Here is a 26,231-nt window from a genome sequence, read left to right as displayed (position 1 = left end):
GAACAAAACAACAGCATGTCTTCGCTCCCTGCACGGGCCAGAGCGGGGTCGCACTTTCGCAAGCCGAGCGTCATTCCAGGTTTCGGACTGACGTTCGGTTTCAGTGTTGCCTATCTGACCCTTCTCATTCTCATTCCGCTGGCGGCTCTGGTATTGCGCTCCAGCGAGATCGGTTTCGCCGGCTTCTGGCGGCTTTTCAGCGACGACCGCACGTTGAAGGCGCTCGAAACAAGCTTTGGAACGGCCTTTATCGCCGCTCTGGTCAATGTGGTGTTCGGCGTGATTCTGGCCTGGGTTCTGACCCGCTATCGCTTTCCGGGCCGCCGTTTCATCGACGCGATCGTCGATATTCCCTTCGCTCTGCCGACCGCGGTTGCCGGTATTGCGCTGGCCGCGATTTATGCGCCGAATGGCTGGATCGGCAGCCTCTTTGCGCCCTACGGTATCCGCATCGCCTTTACGCGCCTTGGTATTGTGATCGCCCTGATCTTCATCGGCCTGCCATTCGTGGTCCGCACGGTGCAGCCGATCATGGAAGAGATCAGCCGCGAGGTTGAAGAGGCCGCGGCGACGCTGGGCGCCACGCGTTTCCAGACCATATGGCGGGTGCTTCTGCCGAGCCTTCAGCCCGCCATTCTCACCGGCTTCGCGCTCGCCTTCGCGCGCGGTGTTGGGGAATATGGCTCGGTTATCTTCATTGCGGGCAACACGCCTTATGTGTCGGAAATCGCGCCGCTTTTGATCGTGGTCAAGCTGGAGGAATATGATTACGCCGGTGCGACGGCGCTCGCCACCATCATGCTGGTGCTTTCCTTCGCGATGCTCTTGTTCATCAATCTCATCCAGGCGCGCTCGAGAAAGAAATACGGCTATGGCGAATGACACAATAAGTGCTGGCCGCACCGGTCGCTCTGGTCGTAGCGCCGTGACCGAAAGCCTGCCCACGCGCATCATCCTGATTGCGCTTGCGCTGGCCTTTCTGGCGCTGTTCCTCATCCTGCCGGTGATTGCGGTTTTCGTGGAAGCCTTCCGCAAAGGCCCCACGGCCTATGTGGAAGCTTTGCTGGAGCCGGACGCCTGGTCGGCGATCAAGCTCACCTTGACGGTCGCGGCCATCGCCGTGCCGCTCAATCTGGTTTTCGGTGTTGCCGCCGCATGGGCCATCGCCAAATTCGAGTTCAAGGGCAAGGCGCTCTTAACCACGCTGATCGACCTGCCGTTTTCGGTGTCGCCGGTCATTTCCGGTCTGGTCTTCGTGCTGCTTTTCTCCAGCCACAGCCTGCTTGGGCCATGGCTGGAGCAGCACGGTATCCAGATCCTCTTCGCGGTGCCCGGCATTGTGCTGGCGACGGTTTTCGTGACGTTTCCCTTCGTGGCCCGCGAACTGATCCCGCTGATGCAGGAACAGGGAACCGGCGATGAAGAAGCGGCGATTTCGCTTGGCGCCAATGGATGGCAGACATTTCGCTATGTCACGCTGCCGAACATCAGATGGGGGCTTCTCTATGGCGTTCTGCTCTGTAACGCGCGAGCCATGGGTGAGTTTGGGGCGGTATCGGTGGTATCGGGCCGCATTCGCGGTCTCACCAATACGATGCCTTTGCATGTCGAAATCCTCTATAACGAGTATAACTTCGTTGCGGCATTCGCGGTGGCTTCGCTTCTGGCTCTGCTCGCGCTTCTGACGCTGGCGATCAAGACAATCCTCGAGCTGCGCTATAGCGATGAGCTGGCGGGCAGCAACGGGCATTGAAGACTAGAGCATTTCCAGCAAAAGTGCGAAGCGGTTTTGCGTCCGGAAATGCGTGAAAACAAATAGATAGAGCGGTTCCACGATTCCGTATTAAACGGAACCGCTCTAAGGCCCGCGAAGCGGCAGGGGAAAGGATTGGGAATGGAAGTTCGTGTTGCCGACGTGCGTAAGGAGTTTGCCCGTTTTCCGGCTTTGCATAACGTGTCGCTGGATATCCGCTCTGGCGAACTGATCGCGCTGCTCGGCCCGTCCGGTTCGGGCAAGACGACGCTGTTGCGTTTGATCGCCGGACTGGAAACCCCGACGGAAGGTACGATTTTCTTCGGTGAGGAAGACGCTTCGCAGAAGAGCGTGCAGGAGCGCAATGTCGGTTTTGTGTTTCAGCATTATGCGCTGTTCCGCCATATGACGGTGGCTGAAAATATCGGTTTTGGCTTGAAAGTGCGTCCGGGTTCGACCCGTCCGGCCACCAGCGAAATCCGCCGCCGTGCGCTGGAGTTGCTCGATCTGGTGCAGCTGCAGGGTCTTGAAAAGCGCTATCCCGCGCAGCTTTCGGGCGGTCAGCGCCAGCGCGTCGCGCTTGCGCGCGCCATGGCCATCGAGCCGAAAGTCCTGCTGCTCGACGAGCCTTTCGGCGCGCTTGACGCTCTCGTGCGCAAGGAATTGCGCCGCTGGCTGCGTGAGATTCACGACAAGACCGGTCATACCACGGTTTTCGTGACGCACGATCAGGACGAAGCGCTGGAACTGGCCGACCGCGTGGTGGTCATGAGCCAGGGACGCATCGAACAGGTCGGCACACCGGATGAGGTCTATGACAATCCGAACTCGCCCTTTGTTTACGGATTTATCGGCGAGTCCAGCACGCTTCCGGTCCGGGTCGAGAATGGCGAGGTCTGGCTGACGGATCGCAATATCGGCCTTACCGCCGAGGGCGCGGCAAGCGGCGAGGCGCAGCTCTTTTTCCGCCCGCATGATGTGGAACTGCTCGACGGTTGCGGCGGCTGCATTGCGGGCACGGTGGTTGCAAGCCGCCGCTCCGGCGGCAAGCGACGCGTGGAGCTTGAAGTGGGCGGCGCGCGTGAGCGTATCGAGATCGAAATCCCGGCTGAACACCCGGCTGCGGAGAAAAGCCGCATCGCGTTTCGCCCGCGCTACTGGAAGCTGTTTCCCGCAGGTGGCCCCGAAAAGGCTTCGGCTGGAACCTCGGCAAAAATCGACGCCTGAACCGCGATTTTTGATCCAATAAACCGACAAAAAGCGGCTGTCGCGCGGTGATTCTCGCGCGACAGCCGCTTTTTTTGTCCTTGAATTGGGGGTGCCAGCGTAGCCGCAAATTTCTTGCGGGCCTACTCAGGGTGGTATTATTTTAAATTTCAATATGTTAGGATTGCAAAAGGCTTTGAATTTTATAACGCAACATTACTGTTCGGAAAGAATTGTGCGTTGCGATTTAAACGGTTTGAATATCAGCACAAGGCGCCGTCGCATTTTGGCCAAAAGCGGGCGACAAGCAGGGAACCGATCAAGGATACTGTCGTTTCCCTGAACTGGACTGAAATAGTATCCACCGCCGCAGATAACCCCTCCCTTCGGAAAGGCTGTTAAGGCAGATGCCGGAATTGTCTTCTTCGCACTCCAATTCAACCTCAACCGAGAATATATCGTCAAAGACACCCAAACAGGAAAGTCCGATGGAGCCGAAATCCACCGGACAGGGTGCTGCTGATCCGATTCCGCCGGAACAGCCGGCGCCCATTCGGGCGCTTTACAAGACGGAAGATGAGCTGCGTGTTCTGGCGAGCACCGTTGCGCGGGGGGAAGATATTCCGCTGCCGGGCTATCTGGCGTTTCCATTCGATCAGCGTCTGTCCGAAAACGGCAAGCTGATTCTGCATGCCTATCGCGCGTCCGACGCTGCGTCGCGTGCGGGTGAGACCATCACGCCCGCCGCGCAATGGCTGCTCGATAACCACTATCAGATCGACAAGAATGTCCAGCAGGCGCGCCGCGATCTGCCGCGCCGCTTCATTCGCCAGTTGCCGCCCTATAAGGCAGTGGAAGGCATGCCGCGCATTTTCGCGCTGGCCTGGCTTTATGTCGCTCATACGGATAGCAATTTTTCGCTCAAAACCCTGACGGCCATCGTAAAGGGCTTTCAGGAAGTCGAGCCGCTCAAGATCGGCGAGTTGTGGGCGCTGCCATCCGCAGTTCGCTATTTCCTGATCGAAAATGCGCGTCGTCTGGCGCTGCGCGTCGACCGCGCGCGCATCATGCGCAATCTCGCCAATACCGCTGCCGACCGCATCGTGGTCGCCGACGGCGCGGAGCTCGATTCGGTTCTTGCGCAATATGCGCAGGCCGCTCGCGACAGCACCTTTGCCACGCATCTTCTCTATCGTCTGCGTTCCGCCTCCACCGACACGACGGCGGCGGCAAGCTGGCTGGAGAGGATTCTGGAGCAGGAAGGCAGCAACCCGGAAGACGCCATCGTCGAGGAACATGCGCGCCAGTCCACCGGCGGCGTGACGATGGGCAACATCATCCGCAGCCTGAAATCCATCGACGACGTGGATTGGGAAACCTGGTTTGAAACCGTCAACGAGGTCGATGCGATCCTGCGTGATCACAGCGATTTCGAACTCCTGGATTTCCGCTCGCGCAACGCCTATCGCGTCACGATTGAAAAGCTCGCCCGCTATTCGGATATGAGCGAAATCGATATCACCTGGGCGGCGCTCAAGCTTGCCGAAGAGGGCCAGCGCGCCGAGCAGGCCGGCCATCCGGAAGCCGAAGGCAAGGGCTCCATCGCCTACTATCTTTCAGGCGACGGTCGCAGGGAACTGGAAAAGGTCTGCGGTTACAAGGCGCCGTTCGGCGTCAAGGCGCTGCGCTTCTATCGCGGACTTGGACTTCTCGGGCTGTTCATCCCGACGGCGATCTTCACGATCCTCATTCTGCTGCTGGTCAATTACTGCATGATCCGCGCCGGTCTTTCGACCGATCTGCGCACGCTGTTCACGCTTTTGGCGATCTTCCCGGCGATGGACGCCTCCTATTCGCTGTTCAATGCGCTGGTGCCGTGGTTCGTGCAGCCGACGCGTCTGATCGGTTTCGAATATAAGGAAGGCCTGCCTGCAGAAGCGCGCACGCTTGTCGCCGTGCCGACCTTCATCACCTCGCGCGATTCCATCGACGAGCAGATCCGCAATCTGGAAGTCCATTATCTCACCAATCCGCGCGGCGAGATTTATTTCGCGCTGGTCAGCGACTGGGTGGATGCGAAGCAGGAAATCACCCCTGCGGACATGGAAATCTACGACTATGCGCGTGAGGAAATCGCCAAGCTCAACGAGCATTATACGGGCGGCGACCAGCCGCGCTTCTTCCTCATGCACCGCCGTCGCCTGTTCAACGACAAGCAGAATTGCTGGATGGGCTGGGAGCGCAAGCGCGGCAAGCTGCACGAGCTGAACCTGCTTCTGCGCGGCGATCAGGATACGAGCTTCTTCCCGCCGGACGAGCGTCTGCCGAAGGAAATCAAATATGTGATGACGCTGGACGCCGATACGCGTCTGACGCCGGAATCCGTCACCAATCTGGCCGGCAAGCTCAGCCATCCGCTGAACCGCCCGGTCATCGACGAAAAGACCGGCAAGGTCGTTCGCGGCTATGGCATCCTGCAGCCGCGCGTCACGCCGTCGCTGACCACCGGCGACGAGGCGTCGTTCCTGCAGCGCGTCTTCTCGGTCAATCGCGGCATCGACCCTTATGTCTTCGCTGTTTCCGACACCTATCAGGATCTACTCGGCGAAGGCACCTTCACCGGCAAGGGTCTTTACGACATCGACGCCTTCGAGGCGGCGCTGAAGGATCGCGTTCCGGAAAACACGCTTCTGAGCCACGATCTGCTCGAAGGCGGCTATGCCCGTGCGGCACTGGTCAGCGACGTGGAAGTCGTGGAAGATTATCCGACCGGCTATAATGTCGACGTGTCGCGCCATCATCGCTGGGCGCGCGGCGACTGGCAGCTTTTGCCATGGCTGTTTTCCACCAATCGCGGCGTCAGCGCCACGACCCGCTGGAAGATGGTGGACAATCTGCGCCGTTCGCTGAACCCGATCCTGTGGCTGCTTGCCGCTGTGGTCGGCTGGAGCGTGCTGCCGCTGGGTCCGGCTGCCGTCTGGCAGGCCTTCCTGATCGTCAGCATGTTCGTCGCGCCGACATTCGGCATCGTCACCAATCTCATCCCGGTGAATATGGATTATTCGCTGAAGGGCCATGCGCAATCGGTGCTGACCGATATCGCGCTCGGCACGGCGGATGTGGCGTTGCGCACCACCTTCATCGCGCATTCGGCCTTCCTGATGGCCGATGCCATTGCGCGCACTGTCTATCGCCTGTTCGTTTCGCGCCGCAATCTTCTGGAATGGCGCACGGCTGCTCAGGCCAAGACGTCGCCCGACACGTTGCTGTTCTATTTCCAGCTGATGTGGCCAGCCATGGCCATTGCGGGTCTCGCGATCCTCTTCCCGCTCGCCGCAGAAAGCCAAGCGGCGCTGATAGCCGCGCCCTTCGCGGTCATCTGGTTCGTCTCGCCGCTGATCGCATGGCTCGTCAGCCGTTCGGCCAAACCGCAGGACACGCTTGAGGTTCTGTCGTCGGACAAGTCCGATCTGCGCCGGTATGCGCGCCGGACCTGGCGTTACTTTGCCGAATTCGCCAATGAGGAAAACCATCATCTGCCGCCGGACAACTTCCAGGAAGATCCGCTGCCGATCTTGGCGCAGCGCACTTCGCCGACCAATATCGGCGTCTATCTTCTGTCGATTGTCGCTGCGCGTGATTTCGGCTGGATCGGCTTTGATGAAACGGTAGAGCGTGTCGAGGCGACCGTCAAAACGCTGGAGAAGATGGAGAAGTATCAGGGCCATCTCTACAACTGGTACGAAACCAACACGCTCGCCCCGATGCGCCCGCTCTATGTTTCGGCGGTCGATAGCGGCAATCTCGCCGGCCATCTGGTGACGCTGTCTTCGGCGCTCGAAGAATGGGCGGAAGCACCGTCCGTTTATGTGCAGGGCGATCTCGACGGCATCCTCGACGTCAACGACATTCTTGAGGAAACAATCGCCAATATCCCCGACGACCGCCGCATCCTGCGTCCATTGCGCCGCCGTCTGGAAGAGCGTATCGCCAATTTCCGCCGCGCTGTGCGCACCATCAAGGATGAGCCGGAAACGGCGTCCTTCCGCACGATCAATCTGTCGCTTTTCGCCAATGACATTGTGCGATTGATGGAAGAACTCGACGGCGAGATCGGGACGCCTGCCAGCGCCGAGGCCAAGGAATGGGCGCGTCTTCTGGTCGATACCTGCCAGGCGCATACCGATGACGCCATGGGTGAACGCGATACCGACGCGCTGCGCGAACGCCTGCGCGATCTCGCGACCCGTTCGCGTCAGCTGGCCTTTGACATGCAGTTCGGCTCCCTGGAGCGGAAGGAACGCCGCCTTCTGTCGATCGGTTTCCGCGTGCAGGAAAACGAACTCGACGAAAGCTGCTACGATCTTCTGGCTTCCGAAGCGCGTCTGGCAAGCCTGTTCGCCATTGCCAAGGGCGACGTGCCGGTCGAGCATTGGTTCAAGCTCGGTCGTCTTCTGGTGCCGGTGGGCTGGAAGGGCGCTCTGCTCTCCTGGTCCGGCTCGATGTTCGAATATCTGATGCCGCCGCTGGTCATGTCCGAGCCGCTCGGTTCGCTGCTCGACCAGACCAACAAGCTCGTGGTGCAGCGTCAGATCGACTATGCGACCTCGCGCGGTCTGCCATGGGGTATTTCGGAAGCGGCGTTCAATGCGCGTGATGCGCATCTGAACTACCAATATTCCAATTTCGGCGTGCCTAATCTGGGTCTGCAGCGCGGCCTGTCGCGCAATGCGGTCATCGCGCCTTATGCGAGCCTGCTTGCATCGCAATATCAGCCAGCGGCGGCTGTCGCCAACCTCAAGCGTCTGGCAAAGCTTGGCGCGCTGGGTCGCTATGGCTTCCACGATTCGGTGGACTTCACCCCGTCGCGTGTTCGCGAAGGCGAAACCTGCGCGGTCGTGAAGAACTATTATGCGCACCACCATGGCATGGCGATCATCGCGGTCAACAATGTGATCTTCGAAGGCCGCATGCGGGAGCGTTTCCACTCCGATCCGGTGATCGAAGCCGCCGAACTGCTGCTGCAGGAAAAAGCACCGCGCGAAATCCCGATGATCTACGCCAAGACGGAAAATCCGATGCGCGTGGATTCGGGCGGTTTCGACGATGCGCCGATGCGCATCATCGACAAGCCGTTCAAGGCGCCGCGCACCACGCATATGATGTCGAACGGCCAATATGCACTGATGGTGACGGCCAATGGTTCCGGCTACAGCCGCTGGCACAATTGGGATATCACCCGTTTCCACGCCGATGCGTCGGAAGACCTTCAGGGCTCGTTCCTGTTCCTGCGCGATATGGAAAGCGGCTATTGGTGGTCGGCCACCGGCGAGCCGGTGCGCAATCCGGACGAGGAAACCAAGACGGTCTTCACCGAAGACAAGGCGGAATTCTACAAGACCGCCGGTGACATCAAGACCGTGATGGAAGTGATCGTCTCGTCGGAATATGACGGTGAGGGGCGCAGGCTCGACATCATCAACACCTCGGCGCGTGACCGCATCATCGAAGTTACCTCTTATGAAGAACTCGTGCTGACCGACAAGGACAGCGACGCCGCCCATCCGGCCTTTGCCAAGATGTTCGTCGAAACCGAGATCGCCGATAACGGTTCGACCATCTACGCCAAGCGCCGCAAGCGTGCGCCGTCCGATCCGGATATCCATGTGGCGCATTTCGTCACCGATCTGACCGGCGCCATCCGTGAAATCGAGGTTGAAACCGACCGCCGTGCCTTCATCGGTCGTGGCCGCAGCCTGCGCGATGCGATTGCCTTCGAGCCGGGTGCGAAGTTTACCGGCAGCCAGGGCTGCGTGCTCGACCCGATTGCTTCGGTGCGCACACGCGTCCGCGTTCCGGCGCACAAGAAGGTGAGCCTTGTGTTCTGGACCTTCGCCGGTGGCAGTCGCGATGCGGTGGAACATGCTGTCGCGATGCACCGTCATCCGGAAAGCTTTGCCCGCGAGTTCTCGCTGTCGTGGACGAGCTCGCAGGTGCAGCTCTATCATATCGGCATCAAGCCGGCAGAAGCAGCCGACTATCAGAAAGTGGCGGCCTATCTGCTCTATCCCGAGCGGACCTTGCGCCAGCCGCCGGAAACCATCGCCAGCGGTCTCGGCAAACAATCCGATCTGTGGCCGATGTCGATTTCCGGCGATTATCCGATCTTCGCCCTGCGGATCGACAATGAAGCCGATCTCGAAGTGCTGCGCGGCGTGTTGCGCGCGCAGGAATATTGGCGCTCGAAGGGCCTCACCGTCGATGTGGTGGCGGTCAACGAACGCGCCTTCTCCTATGCGCAGGACACACAGCGCGCCATCGACTGGATCGTGGAAGGTTTCCGCGCCCGCGGTGGCGGACAACCCCATATCTTTGCGGTCCGCCGCGACCAGATGAGCGACGAAAGCTACAACACGCTTCTGGCTTCGGCGCGCATCGTCATGCATGCGCAGAATGGCTCGCTTGCCGAACAGCTGCGCCGCAGCGAGGAAATCACGGTCGATCTGGCCGCCCGCGATGCCAAGTCGGCGACGAGCGGTCAGGCGGCTGTTCAAGGTCTCGGCGCTGCCGGTCTTGCACCCGCCATTATCGAGCGCGGCGGCATCAGCACGGAAGAACGCCGCCCGGTGGTCAAGCCGAAGGTCGCCAATCGTCCGGCGCCGTCGGGCGACGATCTCCGGTTCTGGAACGGCTATGGCGGTTTTGCGGAAGACGGCAGCTATGTCGTGCGGGTCAATGGCCTGACGAACACGCCGCATCCGTGGATCAATGTGATCGCCAATCCGTCCTTCGGTTTCCATGTCTCGGCGGAAGGTTCGGCCTTCACCTGGGCTGGCAACAGCCGCGACTATCAGTTGACCCCATGGGCCAACGATCCGGTCACCAACCGTCCGGGCGAGGCGATCTATATCCTCGACCGCGAAACGGGCCGCACCTTCGCGCCAACGTCGAATGTGCTGCGTGATGAGGCGGTGACCTATGAAGCCCGCCACAGCCATGGCTACAGCACCTTCGCCGCACAGCATGGCGAACTGGCGCTGGAGCTGACCCATATCGTCGATGCCCACAAGCCGGTGCGCCTGTCGCGCCTGACGGTGACCAACAAGGGCCGCTCCAGGCGCAAGCTGCGCGCCTATGGTTATGTCGAATGGGTGCTGGGCAATGCCCGCGCCAAGAACGTGCCCTTCATCGTGCCCTCGCATGATGACGAACTGGGCGCGCTCTTTGCGGGCAATCCGTATCATCCAGACAAGTCGGGCCAGATCGCCTTTTTTGCCGCGACCGAAAAGCCGCAATCGGTAACGGCTGATCGCAGCGAGTTCATCGGCACCACCGGTTCGGTGGACAGGCCGGAAGTCGTGCTTGCAGGCAAGGGGCTCTCCAACACCGTGGAAGCCGGACGCGATCCATGCGCGGCGCTCGCGCTCGATATCGAAGTCGGACCGGGCGAAAGCCGCGAACTGGTGTTCCTGCTCGGCAATGCTGTCGATCAGGCTGAGGCGAAGAAGCTGATCTCCGACATCCGCACAGCGTCGTTCGAAGACAAGCTTCAGGCGGCGAAAAACCAGTGGGAAACGCTCTTCAACCGCGTGCAGGTGAAGACGCCAGACCCGGCCTTCGATCTTCTGGTCAATGGCTGGCTGCCTTATCAGGCGATTGCATGCCGTATCTGGGCGCGTGCCGCCTTCTATCAGGCCAGTGGGGCCTTCGGCTTCCGCGACCAGTTGCAGGACACGCTGTCGCTGCTGCTCATCGATCCGTCGCTCGCGCGGGCACAGATCCTCAATGCGGCATCGCGCCAGTTCCCGGAAGGCGATGTCCAGCATTGGTGGCTGCCTGCCACCGGCGCCGGTGTGCGCACGCTGATATCTGACGATGTGGTCTGGCTCGGCTATGGCACCTCGCTTTATGTCGAGACGACGGGAGACCGTTCGATCCTCGATGAAAGGCTGCCTTTCCTTGTGGGGCGCAAACTGGAAGAGGGCGAGCATGATGCCTTCTATGAGCCGGAAATCTCCAAGGACACGGTGAGCCTTTACGAGCATTGCGCGCTGGCGCTGGACCTCGCGGTCGAGCGCACCGGCAAGCACGGTCTGCCGCTAATCCTCGGCGGCGACTGGAACGACGGCATGAATCTTGTCGGCGTGAAGGGGGAAGGCGAAAGCGTGTGGCTTGGCTGGTTCCTGGCCTATACGCTGCGTCAGTTCATCCCGATTGCCGAGGCGCGCAAGGACAAGACGCGCGCCGATATCTGGAAAGCGCATCTGGAAAGCCTGACGGCGGCGCTTGACCGCGATGGCTGGGATGGCGAATGGTATCGTCGTGGGTTCTACGACAACGGCGCGCCGCTTGGCTCGAAAGACAGCGACGAATGCCAGATCGACGCCATTGCGCAGTCCTGGAGCGTATTGTCCGGTGTTGCCGATCCAAAGCGCGCCGAACAGGCGATGGCTTCTCTCGAAAAGCGTCTGCTGGATGAGGAGGGCGAATTGCTCCGCCTCTTCACGCCGCCTTTCGACAAGACCGTGCAGGAGCCGGGTTATATCAAGGGCTATCCGCCGGGCGTTCGCGAGAATGGCGGGCAGTACACCCATGGCGCAACCTGGGCCATTCTGGCGCTGGCCCGCATGGGCAGGACGGCGGAAGCCTGGCGTCTGTTCTCGCTGATCAGCCCGGTCAATCATGGCCGCAACCCGGACACCTACCGCGTCGAACCTTATGTGATCGCAGCCGACATCTATTCCGTCGAGCCGCGGCGCGGACAGGGCGGCTGGACCTGGTATACGGGTTCGGCAGGCTGGTTCTATCGCGTGGCCACTGAAGGTATTCTCGGTGTGACAAAGCGCGGCGACCGGCTGCATCTCGATCCGGCGCTGCCGCCGGAATGGGATGGCTATGAGGCCGAACTTCGCTTCGGCGAGGCACTCTACCGGGTTAAGGTTGTCGCTGGCGCCAAGGAAAAGTCGATCAAGCTCAACGGTCGCAAGGTCGGCAAACCGGAGGAAGGCGTGCCGATCAAGCCGGATGGCGAACACGAAATCGTGGTAGAGCTTCCCAAACACGTATGACATGATTAAAAAGGCGGGTGAAAACCCGCCTTTTGCACGACTCAGGGCTTATTCTTGAGCATTATCCGACGCAAAACCGCTACGCACTTTTGCTGGAAATGCTCTAAGTAGATCCGGATGCCTGTGCCATCGGATACTTATTGTTTGCTGGAGGCCGTGATGGCCAGAACTGATATCGCGCGCCGCGTCTATAACCACGCCTGGAAGCTCGATCCGATTATCCGCAGCCTGCTGGATACGGATTTCTACAAGCTTCTGATGCTCCAGATGATCTGGGGCCTCTACCCCAAGGTGGACGCGACCTTCTCGCTCATCAACCGCACGTCCTCGGTACGCCTCGCCGACGAGATCGACGAGGGTGAACTGCGCGCGCAGCTCGATCATGCGCGCACGCTGCGCTTTTCCAAAAAGGAAATGATCTGGCTGGCGGGTAATACCTTCTATGGCCGCAAGCAGATTTTCCAGCCGGAATTCCTGGCATGGCTGCATGATTTCCAACTGCCGGAATATGAGCTTCGTCGCAAGAACGGGCAGTATGAGCTGCATTTCCATGGGCCATGGTCTCACACCTCCATGTGGGAGATTCCAGCTCTTGCCATCATCAACGAGTTGCGTTCGCGCGCGGCGATGAAAAATCTCGGGCCGTTCTCGCTCGATGTGCTCTATGCCCGCGCCAAGGCCAAGATGTGGAGCAAGGTGGAGCGGCTGCGCCTGCTGCCGGATCTGAAGATTTCGGATTTCGGCACCCGCCGCCGCCATTCGTTTCTGTGGCAGCGCTGGTGCGTCGAAGCGTTGAAGGAAGGCATCGGCGATTCCTTCACGGGCACCAGCAACGTGCTTCTGGCCATGGATACCGACCTTGAAGCGCTCGGCACCAATGCGCATGAATTGCCGATGGTGCTGGCCGCACTCGCCAAGACCGATGAGGAACTGCGCACCGCGCCTTACCGCGTGTTGCAGGACTGGAACCGCTACTATGGCGGCAATCTTCTCATCGTCCTGCCGGATGCTTTCGGCACGGCGGCCTTCCTGCGCAATGCGCCGGACTGGGTCGCCGACTGGACGGGTTTCCGTCCAGACAGCGCTCCGCCCGTCGAAGGCGGTGAACGCATCATCGAATGGTGGAAATCACGCGGCAAGGACCCGCGTGAAAAGCTCTTGATATTCTCCGACGCGCTGGATGTCGATACGATCGAGGATACTTATCGTCACTTCGAAGGCCGCGTGCGCATGAGCTTCGGCTGGGGCACCAACCTCACCAATGACTTCATCGGGTGCGCGCCGAAAAACATCGAAGGGCTGAATGCCATTTCGCTGGTCTGCAAGGTCACGGATGCCAATGGTCGCCCGGCGGTCAAGCTTTCCGACAATCCGCAGAAAGCGACAGGCGACCCGAAGGAAGTAGCGCGTTATCTCAAATTCTTCGGCAATGAAGAGAGAGTGGATCAGCTCGTCAGGGTATGACGAGCCGCTTCTTGACGTTACGAGCTGCGTTTCTATTCCATCAGTCGCGCTGTGCCGGAAAGGCGGATCGATCCACCGCGTTCCGTGCCGATCTGGGCGCGGATATGGGATGGGCTTCCCATGTCCTCGCCCTGAAACACTTCGATCTCGCCGCCATGCGGCCAGCCGATATCACGCAGATAGGCGGCAAACGCCGCCGTGGAGGCGCCGGTCGCCGGGTCTTCATAGACGCCGCCCGCAGCAAACGGATTGCGGCTGTGGAAGCGCTGTGGCGTTTCCGAATGGATCAGCAGGATGGTCGTCCAGCCCTGCCGCTTCATCATCACGCGGCCACGCGCCAGATCGTAATGCATCGAGGCAAGCTTTTCGCGTGAGCGCAGCGGCAACAGGATATGGTCTGCGCCTGCATGGATCAGCGCAGGCGGAATGCCCGGCGCAAGGTCTTCCTTGTCGTAGCTGAACAGCGACAACGCCTGCTCCACCTCAACCTCTGCGGCTGCACGGTTGCGTGTCGGCGGCGATTGCAGGCTGGCGGCGAACAGCTCGCCTTCCTTGCGACCGTCCACGCTGATCGTGCTGTTATTGAGCTTCAGATTGAAATGTCCGTCGCCCATCCGCATGGCCAGCGCTGCACCGAGCGCAATGGTGGCATGGCCGCAGAACGGCACTTCCATTTCCGGCGCGAAATAGCGCACGCGCCAGTTTTCGCCATCCGGCGCGGCGAATGCTGTTTCAGAAAAGCCAACCTCCTTGGCAATTTTCTGCATTTCCTCTGGAGAGGGAAGGCGGTCCGCAATCAGCACGCCTGCTGGGTTGCCGCCCTGATTGCCTTGCGAGAAGGCTGCGATGCGCAAGACGTCCACTGATTTGTCCTTCGCCATATTCGATTCTCTCCCACCCACTCTCTATAGAAGGCGGGAATTGAGTCGGGTCAATGGCGTAGGTTAGAAGGTGCTGTCTTATCTGTAGATGACGGAATCAATCCCGCATTTCTGCAGCCCAAGGCGGGTTTGCGCCCGCGCGGGAAACGGTGACGGCGGCAGCCCGAACGCCAAGCGCTACAGCGGAATGAATCTGGTCTTCGTTCAGGTGCTCGATTGAACCTTTGTTGAGCAGGCCCTGATTATGCAGGCTGACGAGAATGCCCGCATTGACCGTATCGCCCGCGCCAACTGTGTCCACCACATCAACCTTGACGCCCGGCACACGCACCGTTGCACCGGCCGTATAGGCATCGGCACCATGGGCGCCCTTGGTGATGACGATCAGCTTTGGACCGAGCTTCAGCCATTCGGCGGCAATTTCGTCGTGGCTGCCATGTTCGCCGAACCAGTTGAGATCTTCGTCAGACAGTTTCACAATATCGGCCAGCGCGATCATGCGTTTCATGCGGGCCAGATGCTTCTCACGGTCGGTGATGAAACCGGCGCGGATATTGGGATCGAGGAACATGACGCGCTTTGACGCTTCACGGGTCATCAGCGCTTCATAGACGCTGCCGCATGGCTCGGAAATCAGGCTGATGCAGCCAAACAGCATGGCGTCGATGCTTTCATCCACGAAAGGCATATCGCTTTCGGACAACATGCGGCCAGCCGTATTCTCGTCATAGAAAGCATAGCGCGCCTGACCGTCCACGAGGCGAACGAAGGCAAGCGTCGTCGGGCGATCCGAAATGGCGGCAAAGGAATAATCGACATTGGAGCGGGCCAGTGTGTCGCGCAGCACTTCGCCGAAGAAATCGGAGGAAATGCCGGAGAAGAAGCCGGTCGGCACCCCAAGCCGCCCCAGCGCTATGGCCGAGTTGAAAACCGAACCGCCCGCAAAAGGCACGAAGGCTGTTTCGCCGGTCGCGGCTTCGCGTGGCAGCATGTCGATCAGGGCTTCACCGCAACAAAGGATCATGGCTCGGTCTACTGTTGAATTGGATTTTAAATCGATTAAAGCGAACTAAACAAAAAGCGCGGTGTTTTTCAACAGCCGCGCTTTGTATTTGTGAGAGCCTGACTCAAAAAGCGGCATGTGTGTGCGAAAATGGTGATTTTCGAGTACCGGAGCGGAGCGTACTCTAGGTACGTGAGCACCGGAATGGAGAAAAGCGCCATTTGCAGCCACACAGGGCGACTTTTGGAACAGGCTCTCAGACGTGCTGGCCGCCATTAATATGAATTTCCGATCCCGTGACATAGGACGAGGCCTCGGTGCACAGGAAATAGATGGTTTCCGCGACTTCCGAGGTTTTGCCGAGGCGGCGCATGGGCAATTGTTCAACCAGCTTTTCCGTGCCCGGCGACAGGATCGCCGTGTCGATTTCGCCCGGCGCAATGGCGTTGACGCGGATGCCATAGGGGCCGAAATCCGAAGCCATTTCGCGAGTCAGTGAGGAAAGTGCGGCTTTCGACGTGGCATAGGCGGTGCCCGCAAAAGGGTGAACGCGGCTGCCAGCAATCGAGGTCACGTTGACGACCGAACCCTGTGCGGCTTCAAGTTCCTTGAACAGACCGCGCGCCAGCATGATCGGAGCCATGAAATTGACCTGAAACACGTCGCGCCAGACGGCCATCGGCGTTTCGATCGAGTTCAGGCGGCGTCCGCCCTGCGCTTTAGGCGAAATGCCTGCATTGTTGACGAGCGCATGCAGCTTGCTGCCATTGGCTTCAAGGCGACGACGGATTTCGGCAATCGCCTTGCCGACGTCTTCCTGATCGGCCAGATCCACCTTGATATGGTCTTCCGGTCCGGCGGGCCATGGGCAATTATCGGAAAAATCCTGCCGTGAGCAGGTAATCACGCGCCAACCTGCGCGTGAAAAACGCTTGACGGTCGCATGGCCGATGCCGCGGCTGGCGCCGGTGAGAACCAGCGTCTTGCGCTCTTCGTCAACCTTCGCGCCTTCGGTCGGGGACGCATCTGTTTTGGTCATTTGGGTCATGGGAAAACCTCGCTCTCACATCTTGAATAGACCATGCCGCTCAAGATTTCGAGGGGAATTAGCAACTGCGTGAGGAAGGTGCTTCACTTGATCGCGACCGGGGAGCGGATTGTCCTCCGCTTCCCTCGCTCTCGCCAATCCTTACTGCGAATTGCCCATGATGATGTCGAGCAGCGTGGTGGAGCCGCCCTGCCGTCGCTGCGGCTGCTGCACCGGCTGGTCGCCGACCTCGCTGGGCGGCATCGGGCGGTAGGTGTCGTCATAGTCGCCGGATGGGGTGCCCTGTGGGCCGGGAGCATTCACAGGATAGGTCGGGGCCTCTTGCGGCGGCGCCTGCTGAATGTCATTGCGCATGGTGCTTTCAGGCGCTGGCGGCCAGTAGCCGTCATCGCCGTTTCCAGCCATCGGCTGATCACCATAACCGCCCTGCGGCATCATGTTGGGATCGTAAGGCGCATTGGGGTCCATGCCGTCGCTGCCGCCGGGAACGACATTCTGGATGTCGTAGTGACCGGGCAGTTCTGCGATGGGCACGCCTTTATGCGCTACCTGCATGAAGCTCTTCCAGGCTGCAACCGGCAAGGTCGAGCCGAAGACGCGCTTCATGCCCTTGCCGTCGTCATTGCCGAACCAGACGCCGGTGGTCAGGTTGGACGTGTAGCCGATAAACCAGGCATCGCGGAAATTCTGGCTGGTGCCGGTCTTGCCAGCGGCGGGCCAGCCGCCAAAGGCTGCCTTGCGCGCTGTGCCGTCCTCGACGGTCCGTCGCAACATGGCATTCATCATGCCGACATTGCGCTCGTCGATGACGCGGGGGCCGATGGCGTCGTCCTTTTGATAAAGCACCTTGCCGTCGGCATCAGTCACCTTGGTGATGAAATAGACCGGCGCGCGATAGCCGCCATTGGCAAAGGGCACATAGGCATCGGCCAGTTCGAGCAGGGTCACTTCCGAGGTGCCCAGCGCCAGCGAGGCATTCGGGTCGAGTTTCGACTGCACGCCGAGGCGGTGCGCCGTATCGACCACCGTCTGCGGGCCGACTTCCATCACGAGCTGGGCGGAAACGGAGTTGAGCGAATGCGACAGGGCGGTCGCCAGCGTCACTTCACCCATATATTTGCCGTTGTCGTTGCTGGGCGTCCACTTGCCGATCCGCACCGGCGCATCATTGCGCACCGAATCCGGTGTGCGGCCCTGTTCCAGCGCCGAAAGATAGACGAACGGCTTGAAGGAGGATGCGGGCTGGCGGCGCGCATCGGTCACACGGTCAAACTGGCTGGCGGCATAATCGACGCCACCGACCATGGCGCGCACCGCCCCGGTGCCGTCGATGGAAACGAGCGCGCCCTGGCTCACATTCATCTTCTTCCCGTTCTGGGAAATCTGATCCTTGATCGCCTCTTCACCGGCTGATTGCAGAGTGAGATCAATGGTCGTCTCGACCGTGATATCGCTCTTTGCCTCGCCGATCAGCGCTGGCAATGCGGCCACCACCTTGTCGGCGACATAGTTTTCCGAACCCTGCCAGTAGGATGGCGCGCGCGTCGGCGGCTCGCTTTCGGCGATGGCCAGTTCCTTGTCGTCGATCATGCCTTCTTCGCGCATTGCACCCAGCACCAGCTTGGCGCGGGCGGCGGCGGCTTCCGGATCACGGGCGGGCGACAGGCGGGACGGCGCTTTCAGGAGACCGGCCAGCGTGGCCGCTTCCATCAGGTTCACATCCTTGGCCGACTTGCTGAAATAGCGCCGCGACGCCGCATCGACGCCATAGGCGCCCGAACCGAGATAGACGCGGTTCAGATACATCTCCAGAATCTGGTCCTTGGTGTATTTATGCTCAAGCCACAAAGCGAGCATCACCTCCTGAACCTTGCGCTCCAGCGTGCGGTCGGGCGAGAGGAACAGGTTCTTGGCCAACTGCTGGGTGAGCGTGGAACCGCCCTGAACGGCGCGGCCCGAAACCGCATTGGTGACAATGGCACGGGCAAGGCCGATGGGGTCGATACCGAAATGCGAGTAGAAACGCCGGTCTTCAATGGCCACAACGGCCTTGGGAATGAAGGCCGACATTTCATGCAGGCCTATCGCTTCCCCGCCAGTGGTGCCGCGATTGGCAATCAGCTTTCCGCCCACATCGACAATGCGCACATTGGGCGGCCTGTCAGGAATTTCCCAATCCGTCGTCGGCGGCATCTTGGCTGCGAAATAGACGAGCACACCGGCAAGGCCGATGCCGCCCCACAGGCCAAGGACGAAGCACCAGTAGATCGCGCGGCGCAGAAAACCGAAGAAACCGCGCGGCTTCGCCTTGCCGCGGCGTGCTGCGCGCGGTTCGCGATCCCGGGACGGTGTCCGTCTGCGCTGCTGCGAGCGCGCCATACGCTCCTCCTCATCGACATGGAAATCGTCCTCGTCAGTCCTTTTCTCTTCGTTGCCGAAAGAAGGGTCGATGCGTCCGTTCCTGTCGTCTCGCGATGCCATAGTCTGCCTAAGTTGCCCACCTGCGCGCCGGTTCGTCATGCATGCGAACCGGTCATTTTCCAAAAATATTTCTGCATTGCCGTGATGTTTCCGGCGAATGCGAACAAGGGTCTACCCGGTGCAGGGTAAATGCGGCGGTTTAAAGGGACGTAAATCCGCCTGTCAGTAAAAAGCCCGCCATGCGGCGGGCTTTATGAAATTGTCGAACGAATTATTCGCCGCGCGGCTTCTTGCTGTAGCCGCCTTCGGATTTCCGCGGGCCTTTTTTGAAGTCACCGCGAGGCTTGTCGCCCCACGACTTTTCGCCCCGTGGTTTGTCGCCCCAGGTTTTTTCACCATAAGGCTTTTCCCCACGGGGCTTGTCGCCCCAAGGCTTGTCGCCGCGCGGCTTGTCGCCATAAGACTTCTCGCCACGCGGCTTGTAGCTCTTGCTTTCGCGGCGTCCGGCATCTTCGCCAGCGCCTGCAACCGCAGGACGGATCACCAGTCCCTTTTCGCCCGTGCCGCGCTCGGCGACAGACTGACGGAATTCATCGGCCTTGGATGCGGCGATTTCGAAGCGGGTTTCGCCGTCGAGAATCTTGATCGAACCAACATCGCGCTTCGACACGTCGCCTGCCTTGCAGATCAGCGGCAGCAGCCACTTCGGATCGGCGCGATGCTTGCGACCAGCCGAAACCGAGAACCAGACGCCATCGAAATGCGCATTGCGGTCGAAGCGTTCGCCCGGCTCGCCACGCTCAAAGCGGTCGTTACGCTCGAAACGGTCACCGCGGTCAGAACGCTCGCCTTTTTCAAAGCGGTCTCTGGGCTTCTTACCGCCAACCGGATGAACCGGCGCGTCCGACACTTCTTCCGGTGCAGGCGCCAGCGACAATTCGCGATTGAGATAGGCGGCTGCCAGCTGCTCCGGCGTATAACGCTCCAGAAGCGCTTTCAGCACGTCCTGATGTTCTTCCTCGACCGGCTGGCCAAAGGCCTCGGCATTGAGGATGCGTTCGTTGTTCTTGGCCTGAACGGCGGCAATGCCCGGCGCGGGAATGGTCTGTGCGTCGAGCTTCGCCATATGCAGGAGGCGCTCGGCGGAACGGCGACGCGAGAACGGCACGACCAGCACGCAGGTGCCCTTGCGACCGGCGCGACCGGTACGGCCCGAACGGTGCAGCATGGTTTCAGGATTGTTGGGCAGATCGGCATGGACAACCAGATCGAGATTCGGCAGATCGATACCGCGCGCGGCAACGTCGGTCGCCACGCAAACGCGGGCGCGACCGTCGCGCATGGCCTGCAGCGCATTGTTGCGCTCGGCCTGGCTGAGTTCGCCCGACAGCGCCACCACGGCAAAACCGCGATTAGAAAGGCGGCTTGCCATGTGCTTTACCGCTTCACGGGTCGAGCAGAAGATGATCGAGTTCTGTGAATCGTAATAAAGCAGCGTGTTGATGATCGCGTGATCGCGCTCATGCGGCGGAACCGGCATGGCGACATAATCGATGTCGGCGTGCTGGCTGGTTTCGCTCTGCACCGTGAGGCGCAGCGCATTGTTCTGGAAACGCTTGGCGAGCTGCGCGATCGGCTTCGGCACGGTTGCCGAGAACATCAGCGTGCGGCGGTCTTCCGGCGCTTCACCGAGGATAAATTCGAGGTCTTCGCGAAAACCCATATCGAGCATTTCGTCGGCTTCGTCGAGCACGACGACGCGAAGCGCAGACATATCCAGCGCGGACCGGGTGATATGGTCGCGCAGGCGGCCCGGCGTACCGACGACGATATGGCTGCCGCGTTCCAGCGCACGGCGCTCGGTGCGGATATCCATGCCGCCAACGCAGGATGCGATGCGCGCGCCGGTATCGGCATAAAGCCATTCCAGCTCGCGGCGCACCTGAAGCGCCAATTCGCGCGTCGGCGCGATGATCATGGCAAGTGGCGCACCCGGTTCGCCGAAGCGAAGCTCGTCTTCCAGAATGGTGTTGGCCATGGAGAGACCGAAGGCAACGGTCTTGCCGGAGCCGGTCTGAGCGGAAACGAGAAGGTCGGACTCAAGGGTTTCAGGCGCCAATACGGCGTTCTGAACGGCGGTGAGGGTGTTATAACCGCGAGCGGCAAGAGCTCCGGACAGTGCCGGAGCGATGGTATCGGGCAGAGACATGGACAACTTTCACAAAAGCTTCACAAGCCGCAAACCCATTGGCCGTAAACCTGACGTTCACGGCTCCCCTGGCGACCACCGAAGCAACAGAATTGCCGCTTCCCTATAGGGTTAACGTCGTCAGGTCAACTGCGGCTGGCGACATGGCTGTCCTGCGCTGGGTGGGGGGCGATTTAGCGATTTCCCGCAATGTGGATTTTATTTAGTATATAATCGACAGTATTAACAAATACTGGAAATAAATTTGTGTTTATAAAAGTAATAGTGAGATAAAAATGAATAAATTATTGGCATTTTCAGCGTTTGTAGCTACGGGATTAATGCTTACTATCAATTGTGGCGTGGCGAGGCCGGTTTCATACTGTGCATCTGGTATTTCGCCTAAGAATAATCCTGATGAATACGACGATTTCAGAAATGCAAAAGACCAGCTGGAGAAATATTTGAAGGGGAAGGGACAGAAGCCGACAGTCTTCAACAATCACCAGGGAATTCTCCCGAATGTGCCTCGCATGACCTATTATGAATTCGATCTTGGCAATGACAGATACGGTCGTCGTGGACGGCATCGGGCCATTACTGGTTATGATGGGAGCTCAAAACGCACCTATTACTATACGGATGATCACTACAGCTCGTTCTGTATGATCCGCTAGAGCGGTTCCGGTAAAAACGGAATCGTGGAACCGCTCTATCTATTTGTCTTTGCATTACGCAAAACCGCTTCGCACTTTTGCTGGAAATGCTCTAGAGCGCTGCTTTAAGCAAGGCCGAGCCGTAACTGTTTCCCAGTTCCGGCTCGGTAAACATCCTCAGTGGGCCTCGTCCCAGTTATGCGCCGCACGGGCATCGACATGCAGCGGAACCGCCAGGGACACTGCCGGAAGGGCCGCGTTCTCCATGACATGGCGCACCAGCGGAATGGTTTTTTCCACTTCATTTTCAGGCACTTCGAAGATCAACTCATCGTGCACCTGCAACAACATGCGGGCAGCGAGTTTTTCTTTTTCAAGCGCATCTTCCATGCGAATCATGGCGCGGCGGATAATGTCCGCCGCCGACCCCTGAATGGGCGCATTGATCGCCGCGCGCTCGTTGAAAGCGCGGATTTGCGGGTTGGAGGCGCGAATATCGGGATAATGGGCGCGACGTCCGAAAATGGTTTCGACATAGCCGTGCTCGCGCGCGAAAGCCTTGGTCGCTTCCATATAATCCTTGATGCCGGGAAACCGCTCGAAATAGGTGCGGATATATTGTCCCGCTTCCTCACGCGGTATCGACAGCTGATTGGCGAGACCGAAGGCCGAAATACCATAGATAATGCCGAAATTGATCGCCTTAGCCCGGCGGCGCACCTCCGACGGCATGCCTTCCACCGGTACGCCGAACATTTCCGATGCAGTCATGGCGTGAATATCGACGCCATCGGCAAAAGCCTGCTTCAATTGCGCAATATCGGCCACATGGGCCAGCACGCGCAGCTCGATCTGGCTGTAATCCGCAGAGATCAGCTTGTTGCCCGGTTCGGCGATGAAGGCAGTCCTGATCTTGCGCCCCTCGGTTGTGCGGACCGGAATGTTCTGCAAATTTGGTTCGGAGGATGAGAGGCGGCCCGTGGAGGTGGACGCCATCGCGTAAGATGTGTGGACGCGTTTGGTCTGCGGATGGATGAAGCCCGGCAGCGCATCCGTATAGGTGGATTTCAGCTTGGTGAGCTGACGCCAGTCGACGATCTTGCGCGGCAGCGGATGGCCTTCCGCGGCCAGATCTTCGAGAACCTGCGCCGAGGTGGACCATTGGCCAGTCTTGGTTTTCGAAGCGCCGGGCAGGCCCATCTTGCCGAACAGAATATCGCCGAGCTGCTTCGGTGAGCCGATAGTGAATTTCTCTCCCGCCAGTTCGTAGATTTCATCTTCGTAAGCGGCGGCAGCCTGTGCCAGATCGCCCGACAGGCGCGACAGCACCTGACGGTCCACGGATATTCCGCGCTCTTCCATGCGCGCCAGAACATCGACCAAGGGACGCTCCAGCCGCTCATAGACCGACATGAGACCTTCAGCCGCCAGACGCGGTTTCAGGACCTGCCACAGGCGCAGCGTCACATCGGCGTCTTCGGCTGCGTAAGCCGTCGCACGGTCGATATCGACCATGTCGAAGGTTACGGCGCTTTTGCCGCTGCCCGCCACATCCTTATAGGCGATCGGCGTATGGCCGAGCCAGCGCTCCGAAAGCGGGTCCATGCCGTGGCTGCCCGTACCGGCGTCGAGCACATAGGAAATCAGCATCGTATCGTCGAAGGACACGGTGTTGACCCCGTGGCGGCGCATGACCAGCCAGTCATATTTCATGTTCTGCGCGATCTTGAGAACGGAGGCGTCCTCGAGAACAGTCTTCAGCGCCTCAAGCGCCTGACCGAGCGGTATCTGACCCTCGACCATGCCGCCGCCGAGCAGATCGCCCTGACCGGATTTGTGCTGAAGCGGAATATAGGCTGCCCTGGTCGCGCCGTTCTGGCCGGGGAGCGCCAGCGAGAAGCCGACAAGTTCAGCCTGCATCGGATCGAGCGAATTGGTTTCCGTATCGAACGCCATCACGCCGGTTTCGACCGCTTCAGCGAGCCACAGCTTCAACGTGGCAATATCGCGTATGCAGCTATAGGCGCTCGTGTCGATCTTCTGCGCGGTGGCTTGTACGGCGCGCTTATCGGCCAGTGCCTGCGGCGTGTAGCCTGTTGCCGCAGCAGCAGGCTCGCCCGTCGCCACGGCGACGACCGTGACTTCCTCAACGCTCGTCACCACGACATCGAGATCAGGGCCATGCGCATCCGCACCCCATTGCGTCTCGACATGGCATGGCTCGACGGCGGAAGCATCCGTATCGGTCGCTTCGGCCACGCGCCGCGTCAGCGAGGTGAACTCCATGGCTTTCAGGAAGCCGATCAGCTTGGGGCCGTTTTGCGGTTCCAGAACCAGACCGTCCAGATCGACGTCCAGCGGCACATCATTCTTGAGCGTCACCAGCTCACGCGAAATCTTGGTCTGATCTGCGAAGGCGAGAATGTTCTCGCGGCGCTTGTTCTGCTTGATTTCCGAGGCGCGGGCGAGAAGCGTGTCGAGATCGCCGAATTCTTCCAGCAATTGCGCTGCGGTCTTTGGGCCGATACCGGGAATACCCGGCACATTATCCGTGCTGTCGCCGGTTAGCGATTGCAGGTCGATCATCTTTTCCGGCGGTACGCCCCATTTTTCGATCACTTCCGGGATCGAAATCTGCTTGTCCTTCATGCTGTCATACATGGACACGCTTGGCGTCACCAACTGCATGAGGTCCTTGTCGGAGGAGACGATGGTGACATCGCCGCCCGCTTCTTCGGCAAGGCGTGCATAGGTCGCGATGAGATCGTCGGCCTCAAAGCCTTCCTTTTCGATGCAGGGCAGGTTGAAGGCGCGCGTCGCCTGACGGATCAGCCCGAATTGCGGAACGAGGTCTTCCGGCGGTGCCGTTCGATTAGCCTTGTATTCCGGATAAAGCGCGTTGCGAAACGTCTTCGACGAATAGTCAAAAATCACCGCGAAATGGGTCGGCACCACGCCGACATCGGTGTTGCGCGCATCTTTCAGCAGCTTCCACAGCATGTTGCAGAAACCCGATACGGCGCCCACCGGCAGGCCGTCGCTTTTGCGAGTCAGCGGGGGAAGGGCGTGATAGGCGCGGAAAATATAACCCGAGCCGTCAACGAGAAAGAGATGATCGCCTTTTTTCATGGCCTAGAAGTAGATCAAAGCGGCCTTAAAGGGAACCGGCTCCGTGTCAGGAGAAACAATGATCCACGCGAAAGAAATCCATCACGGTAAGATAACGAGTTTGTTACAGATTTGTAATCTTCCGTGCCCTTGAATAGCCACGATTAAAAACCAAATTTCAGTCATCGACAGTTCGTCGGTCGCCGGTTTTCTGACCCGTCCCCCGTTGGATACCGGATGTTGGTGGCAGCCTCATTCCCCTCTCCGGGCTGCCGCTTTGAGTGTAGTGATATGGCCGTTGTGGTATCCCCTCACCACAGCGGCCAAATCATATCCGGGCCACCTTTCCCTCATGCTTTCGGACAGTTTTTCTCAGGCGAGAAATCCCGGCTGCCATCAGGTTTGAACACTTTCGGGTTCGGATCGTAGAAGGGGCCGACGACGAGCGGTTCCGCCGGTAATATGGACTGGTCCTCGCTGGAAACGACGGTGGTTGCAAGTGTCTGCAACAGGTCTCCATTCCTTGCAGTCACGCGAATGGAAACATCATAGGGCTTGTCCTTGACGATGCAGTGCAAAGGCTCGGTCTCCAGCGAAAGCTGGTTCTGATTGGGAAAGACTTTCCGGTCGACCATGACTGGCGCGCCCTGCGTGGGATTGTCAAAGGCCGCAGTAACCGTCGCTCCTTCTTCCACCGGGCCGATCTTGCGCAGCGTGACCAGAAAGGTTGCGCGGGCAATGCGATAATTGAAAACCACAAGCCGTCCCGAAATTTCGTAAGGTCCGGTAGTCTTTTCACGCTGGCATGCCGCCAGCAGCGGAAGGGTGAGCGCGATTGCGACGAGCGGTTTCACATCCCTACCTCCCGATTGCGATAATAGTGGCGGCTGGCCTTGGCCCGGTTGCCACAGACGGTCATGTCACACCAGACCCGACTGCGATTGCGGCTCTGATCGAGGAAAAGCCAGCCGCAATTGGCGCAGATTTTCAGGCGATCCGCATCGGCTCCCGACTGGCACTTCGCCATCAGCCGGAGTGCTGAATGTGCGGCAGCTATCTCCAGTGCTGAAGGCGATGTGGTGTGGCGCAGCAGATCGGCTATGCATTCGAGAAGACCGGCCAGCAACCGGTCATCAGCTTGCGCACGAACGAAAGCGCGAAAATAGCCATCAATGGCTTCACGCAGGGAAAGAAACCGGCGCAGATTTTCAGGCTCGACCGGGGTAAGCGGCAAAGGCAGGCCTTTCTCCGCGCAGAACGTTGTCGCCGCGTGCGCAAAGCTTTTCAGATTTGTCGGTTCTGCAAAACGATCCACGCTGCACGCTGCGTCGCCGCGCAGGATGACGCTATTGGCTATATCCAGCGCCAATGCGCCGCCGGAAAAACGATGCGGTGTCCAGGAAAAGCTCATAGCACATTATAACTGGTAAAAACC

At 59.6% G+C, this 26,231-nt stretch carries 14 protein-coding genes; 6 read left to right on the top strand and 8 right to left on the bottom strand.

Annotated elements, in window-relative coordinates; translation table 11 throughout:
* Positions 1–15 precede the first annotated feature (15 nt).
* The 5 genes from cysT to pncB all read left to right on the top strand — a co-directional run bounded on the left by cysT (position 16) and on the right by pncB (position 13,491).
* The gene (gene cysT / locus JAU75_RS06515; protein WP_199055635.1) at positions 16–882 is read left to right on the top strand and encodes a sulfate ABC transporter permease subunit CysT; all 867 of its coding nucleotides are present in this window, start codon (positions 16–18) and stop codon (positions 880–882) included.
* Positions 872–1,753 carry a sulfate ABC transporter permease subunit CysW gene (gene cysW, locus JAU75_RS06510; RefSeq protein WP_199055633.1) on the top strand — a complete coding sequence of 294 codons (882 nt, stop codon included), beginning with the start codon at positions 872–874 and terminating at the stop codon, positions 1,751–1,753. Before cysT ends, cysW begins: the two co-directional genes overlap by 11 nt.
* 141 nt (positions 1,754–1,894) lie before the next feature.
* On the top strand, positions 1,895–2,980 hold the full coding sequence (locus JAU75_RS06505; protein ID WP_199055631.1) for a sulfate/molybdate ABC transporter ATP-binding protein: 1,086 nt from the start codon (positions 1,895–1,897) through the stop codon (positions 2,978–2,980).
* A 386-nt stretch (positions 2,981–3,366) separates the two neighbouring features.
* A complete protein-coding gene (locus tag JAU75_RS06500) occupies positions 3,367–12,027 on the top strand; it encodes a GH36-type glycosyl hydrolase domain-containing protein (RefSeq protein WP_199055629.1) in 8,661 nt (2,886 codons plus the stop codon).
* A 159-nt stretch (positions 12,028–12,186) separates the two neighbouring features.
* The gene (gene pncB / locus JAU75_RS06495) at positions 12,187–13,491 is read left to right on the top strand and encodes a nicotinate phosphoribosyltransferase (protein WP_199055627.1); all 1,305 of its coding nucleotides are present in this window, start codon (positions 12,187–12,189) and stop codon (positions 13,489–13,491) included.
* Between the two features lie 32 nt (positions 13,492–13,523).
* Here pncB and JAU75_RS06490 read toward each other — a convergent pair whose 3' ends face one another.
* The 5 genes from JAU75_RS06490 to JAU75_RS06470 form a co-directional block, all read right to left on the bottom strand.
* Entirely contained in the window at positions 13,524–14,354 is an 831-nt protein-coding gene (locus JAU75_RS06490) for a PhzF family phenazine biosynthesis protein (RefSeq protein WP_199056018.1), read from the bottom strand.
* Positions 14,355–14,469: 115 nt separating this feature from the next.
* On the bottom strand, positions 14,470–15,396 hold the full coding sequence (locus JAU75_RS06485) for a carbohydrate kinase (protein ID WP_199055625.1): 927 nt from the start codon (positions 15,394–15,396) through the stop codon (positions 14,470–14,472).
* Between the two features lie 235 nt (positions 15,397–15,631).
* The gene (locus tag JAU75_RS06480) at positions 15,632–16,423 is read right to left on the bottom strand and encodes an SDR family oxidoreductase (RefSeq protein ID WP_199055623.1); all 792 of its coding nucleotides are present in this window, start codon (positions 16,421–16,423) and stop codon (positions 15,632–15,634) included.
* A gap of 141 nt (positions 16,424–16,564) precedes the next feature.
* Positions 16,565–18,904 (bottom strand): transglycosylase domain-containing protein, encoded by a 2,340-nt coding sequence (locus JAU75_RS06475; RefSeq protein WP_199055621.1) that lies wholly within the window; start codon positions 18,902–18,904, stop codon positions 16,565–16,567.
* Between the two features lie 211 nt (positions 18,905–19,115).
* Entirely contained in the window at positions 19,116–21,053 is a 1,938-nt protein-coding gene (locus JAU75_RS06470; RefSeq protein WP_199055619.1) for a DEAD/DEAH box helicase, read from the bottom strand.
* Between the two features lie 275 nt (positions 21,054–21,328).
* On the opposite strand from JAU75_RS06470, the gene JAU75_RS06465 reads away from it, so the two are divergent.
* Positions 21,329–21,709, top strand: coding sequence for a ribonuclease domain-containing protein (locus tag JAU75_RS06465; protein ID WP_199055617.1), 381 nt, complete (start codon positions 21,329–21,331; stop codon positions 21,707–21,709).
* Positions 21,710–21,865: 156 nt separating this feature from the next.
* Here JAU75_RS06465 and polA read toward each other — a convergent pair whose 3' ends face one another.
* The 3 genes from polA to JAU75_RS06450 all read right to left on the bottom strand — a co-directional run bounded on the left by polA (position 21,866) and on the right by JAU75_RS06450 (position 26,207).
* Entirely contained in the window at positions 21,866–24,817 is a 2,952-nt protein-coding gene (polA, locus tag JAU75_RS06460; RefSeq protein ID WP_199055615.1) for a DNA polymerase I, read from the bottom strand.
* A 329-nt stretch (positions 24,818–25,146) separates the two neighbouring features.
* Positions 25,147–25,650 (bottom strand): hypothetical protein, encoded by a 504-nt coding sequence (locus JAU75_RS06455; protein ID WP_199055613.1) that lies wholly within the window; start codon positions 25,648–25,650, stop codon positions 25,147–25,149.
* Positions 25,647–26,207 (bottom strand): CGNR zinc finger domain-containing protein, encoded by a 561-nt coding sequence (locus JAU75_RS06450; protein WP_199055611.1) that lies wholly within the window; start codon positions 26,205–26,207, stop codon positions 25,647–25,649. The genes JAU75_RS06455 and JAU75_RS06450 overlap by 4 nt, the downstream gene beginning before the upstream one ends.
* Positions 26,208–26,231 lie beyond the last annotated feature (24 nt).

Origin of the sequence: Ochrobactrum sp. Q0168 (genome assembly GCF_016427605.1) — a bacterium.
In the GTDB taxonomy this organism is placed as follows: domain Bacteria; phylum Pseudomonadota; class Alphaproteobacteria; order Rhizobiales; family Rhizobiaceae; genus Brucella.
This window is presented reverse-complemented; position numbering and strand designations above follow the sequence as displayed.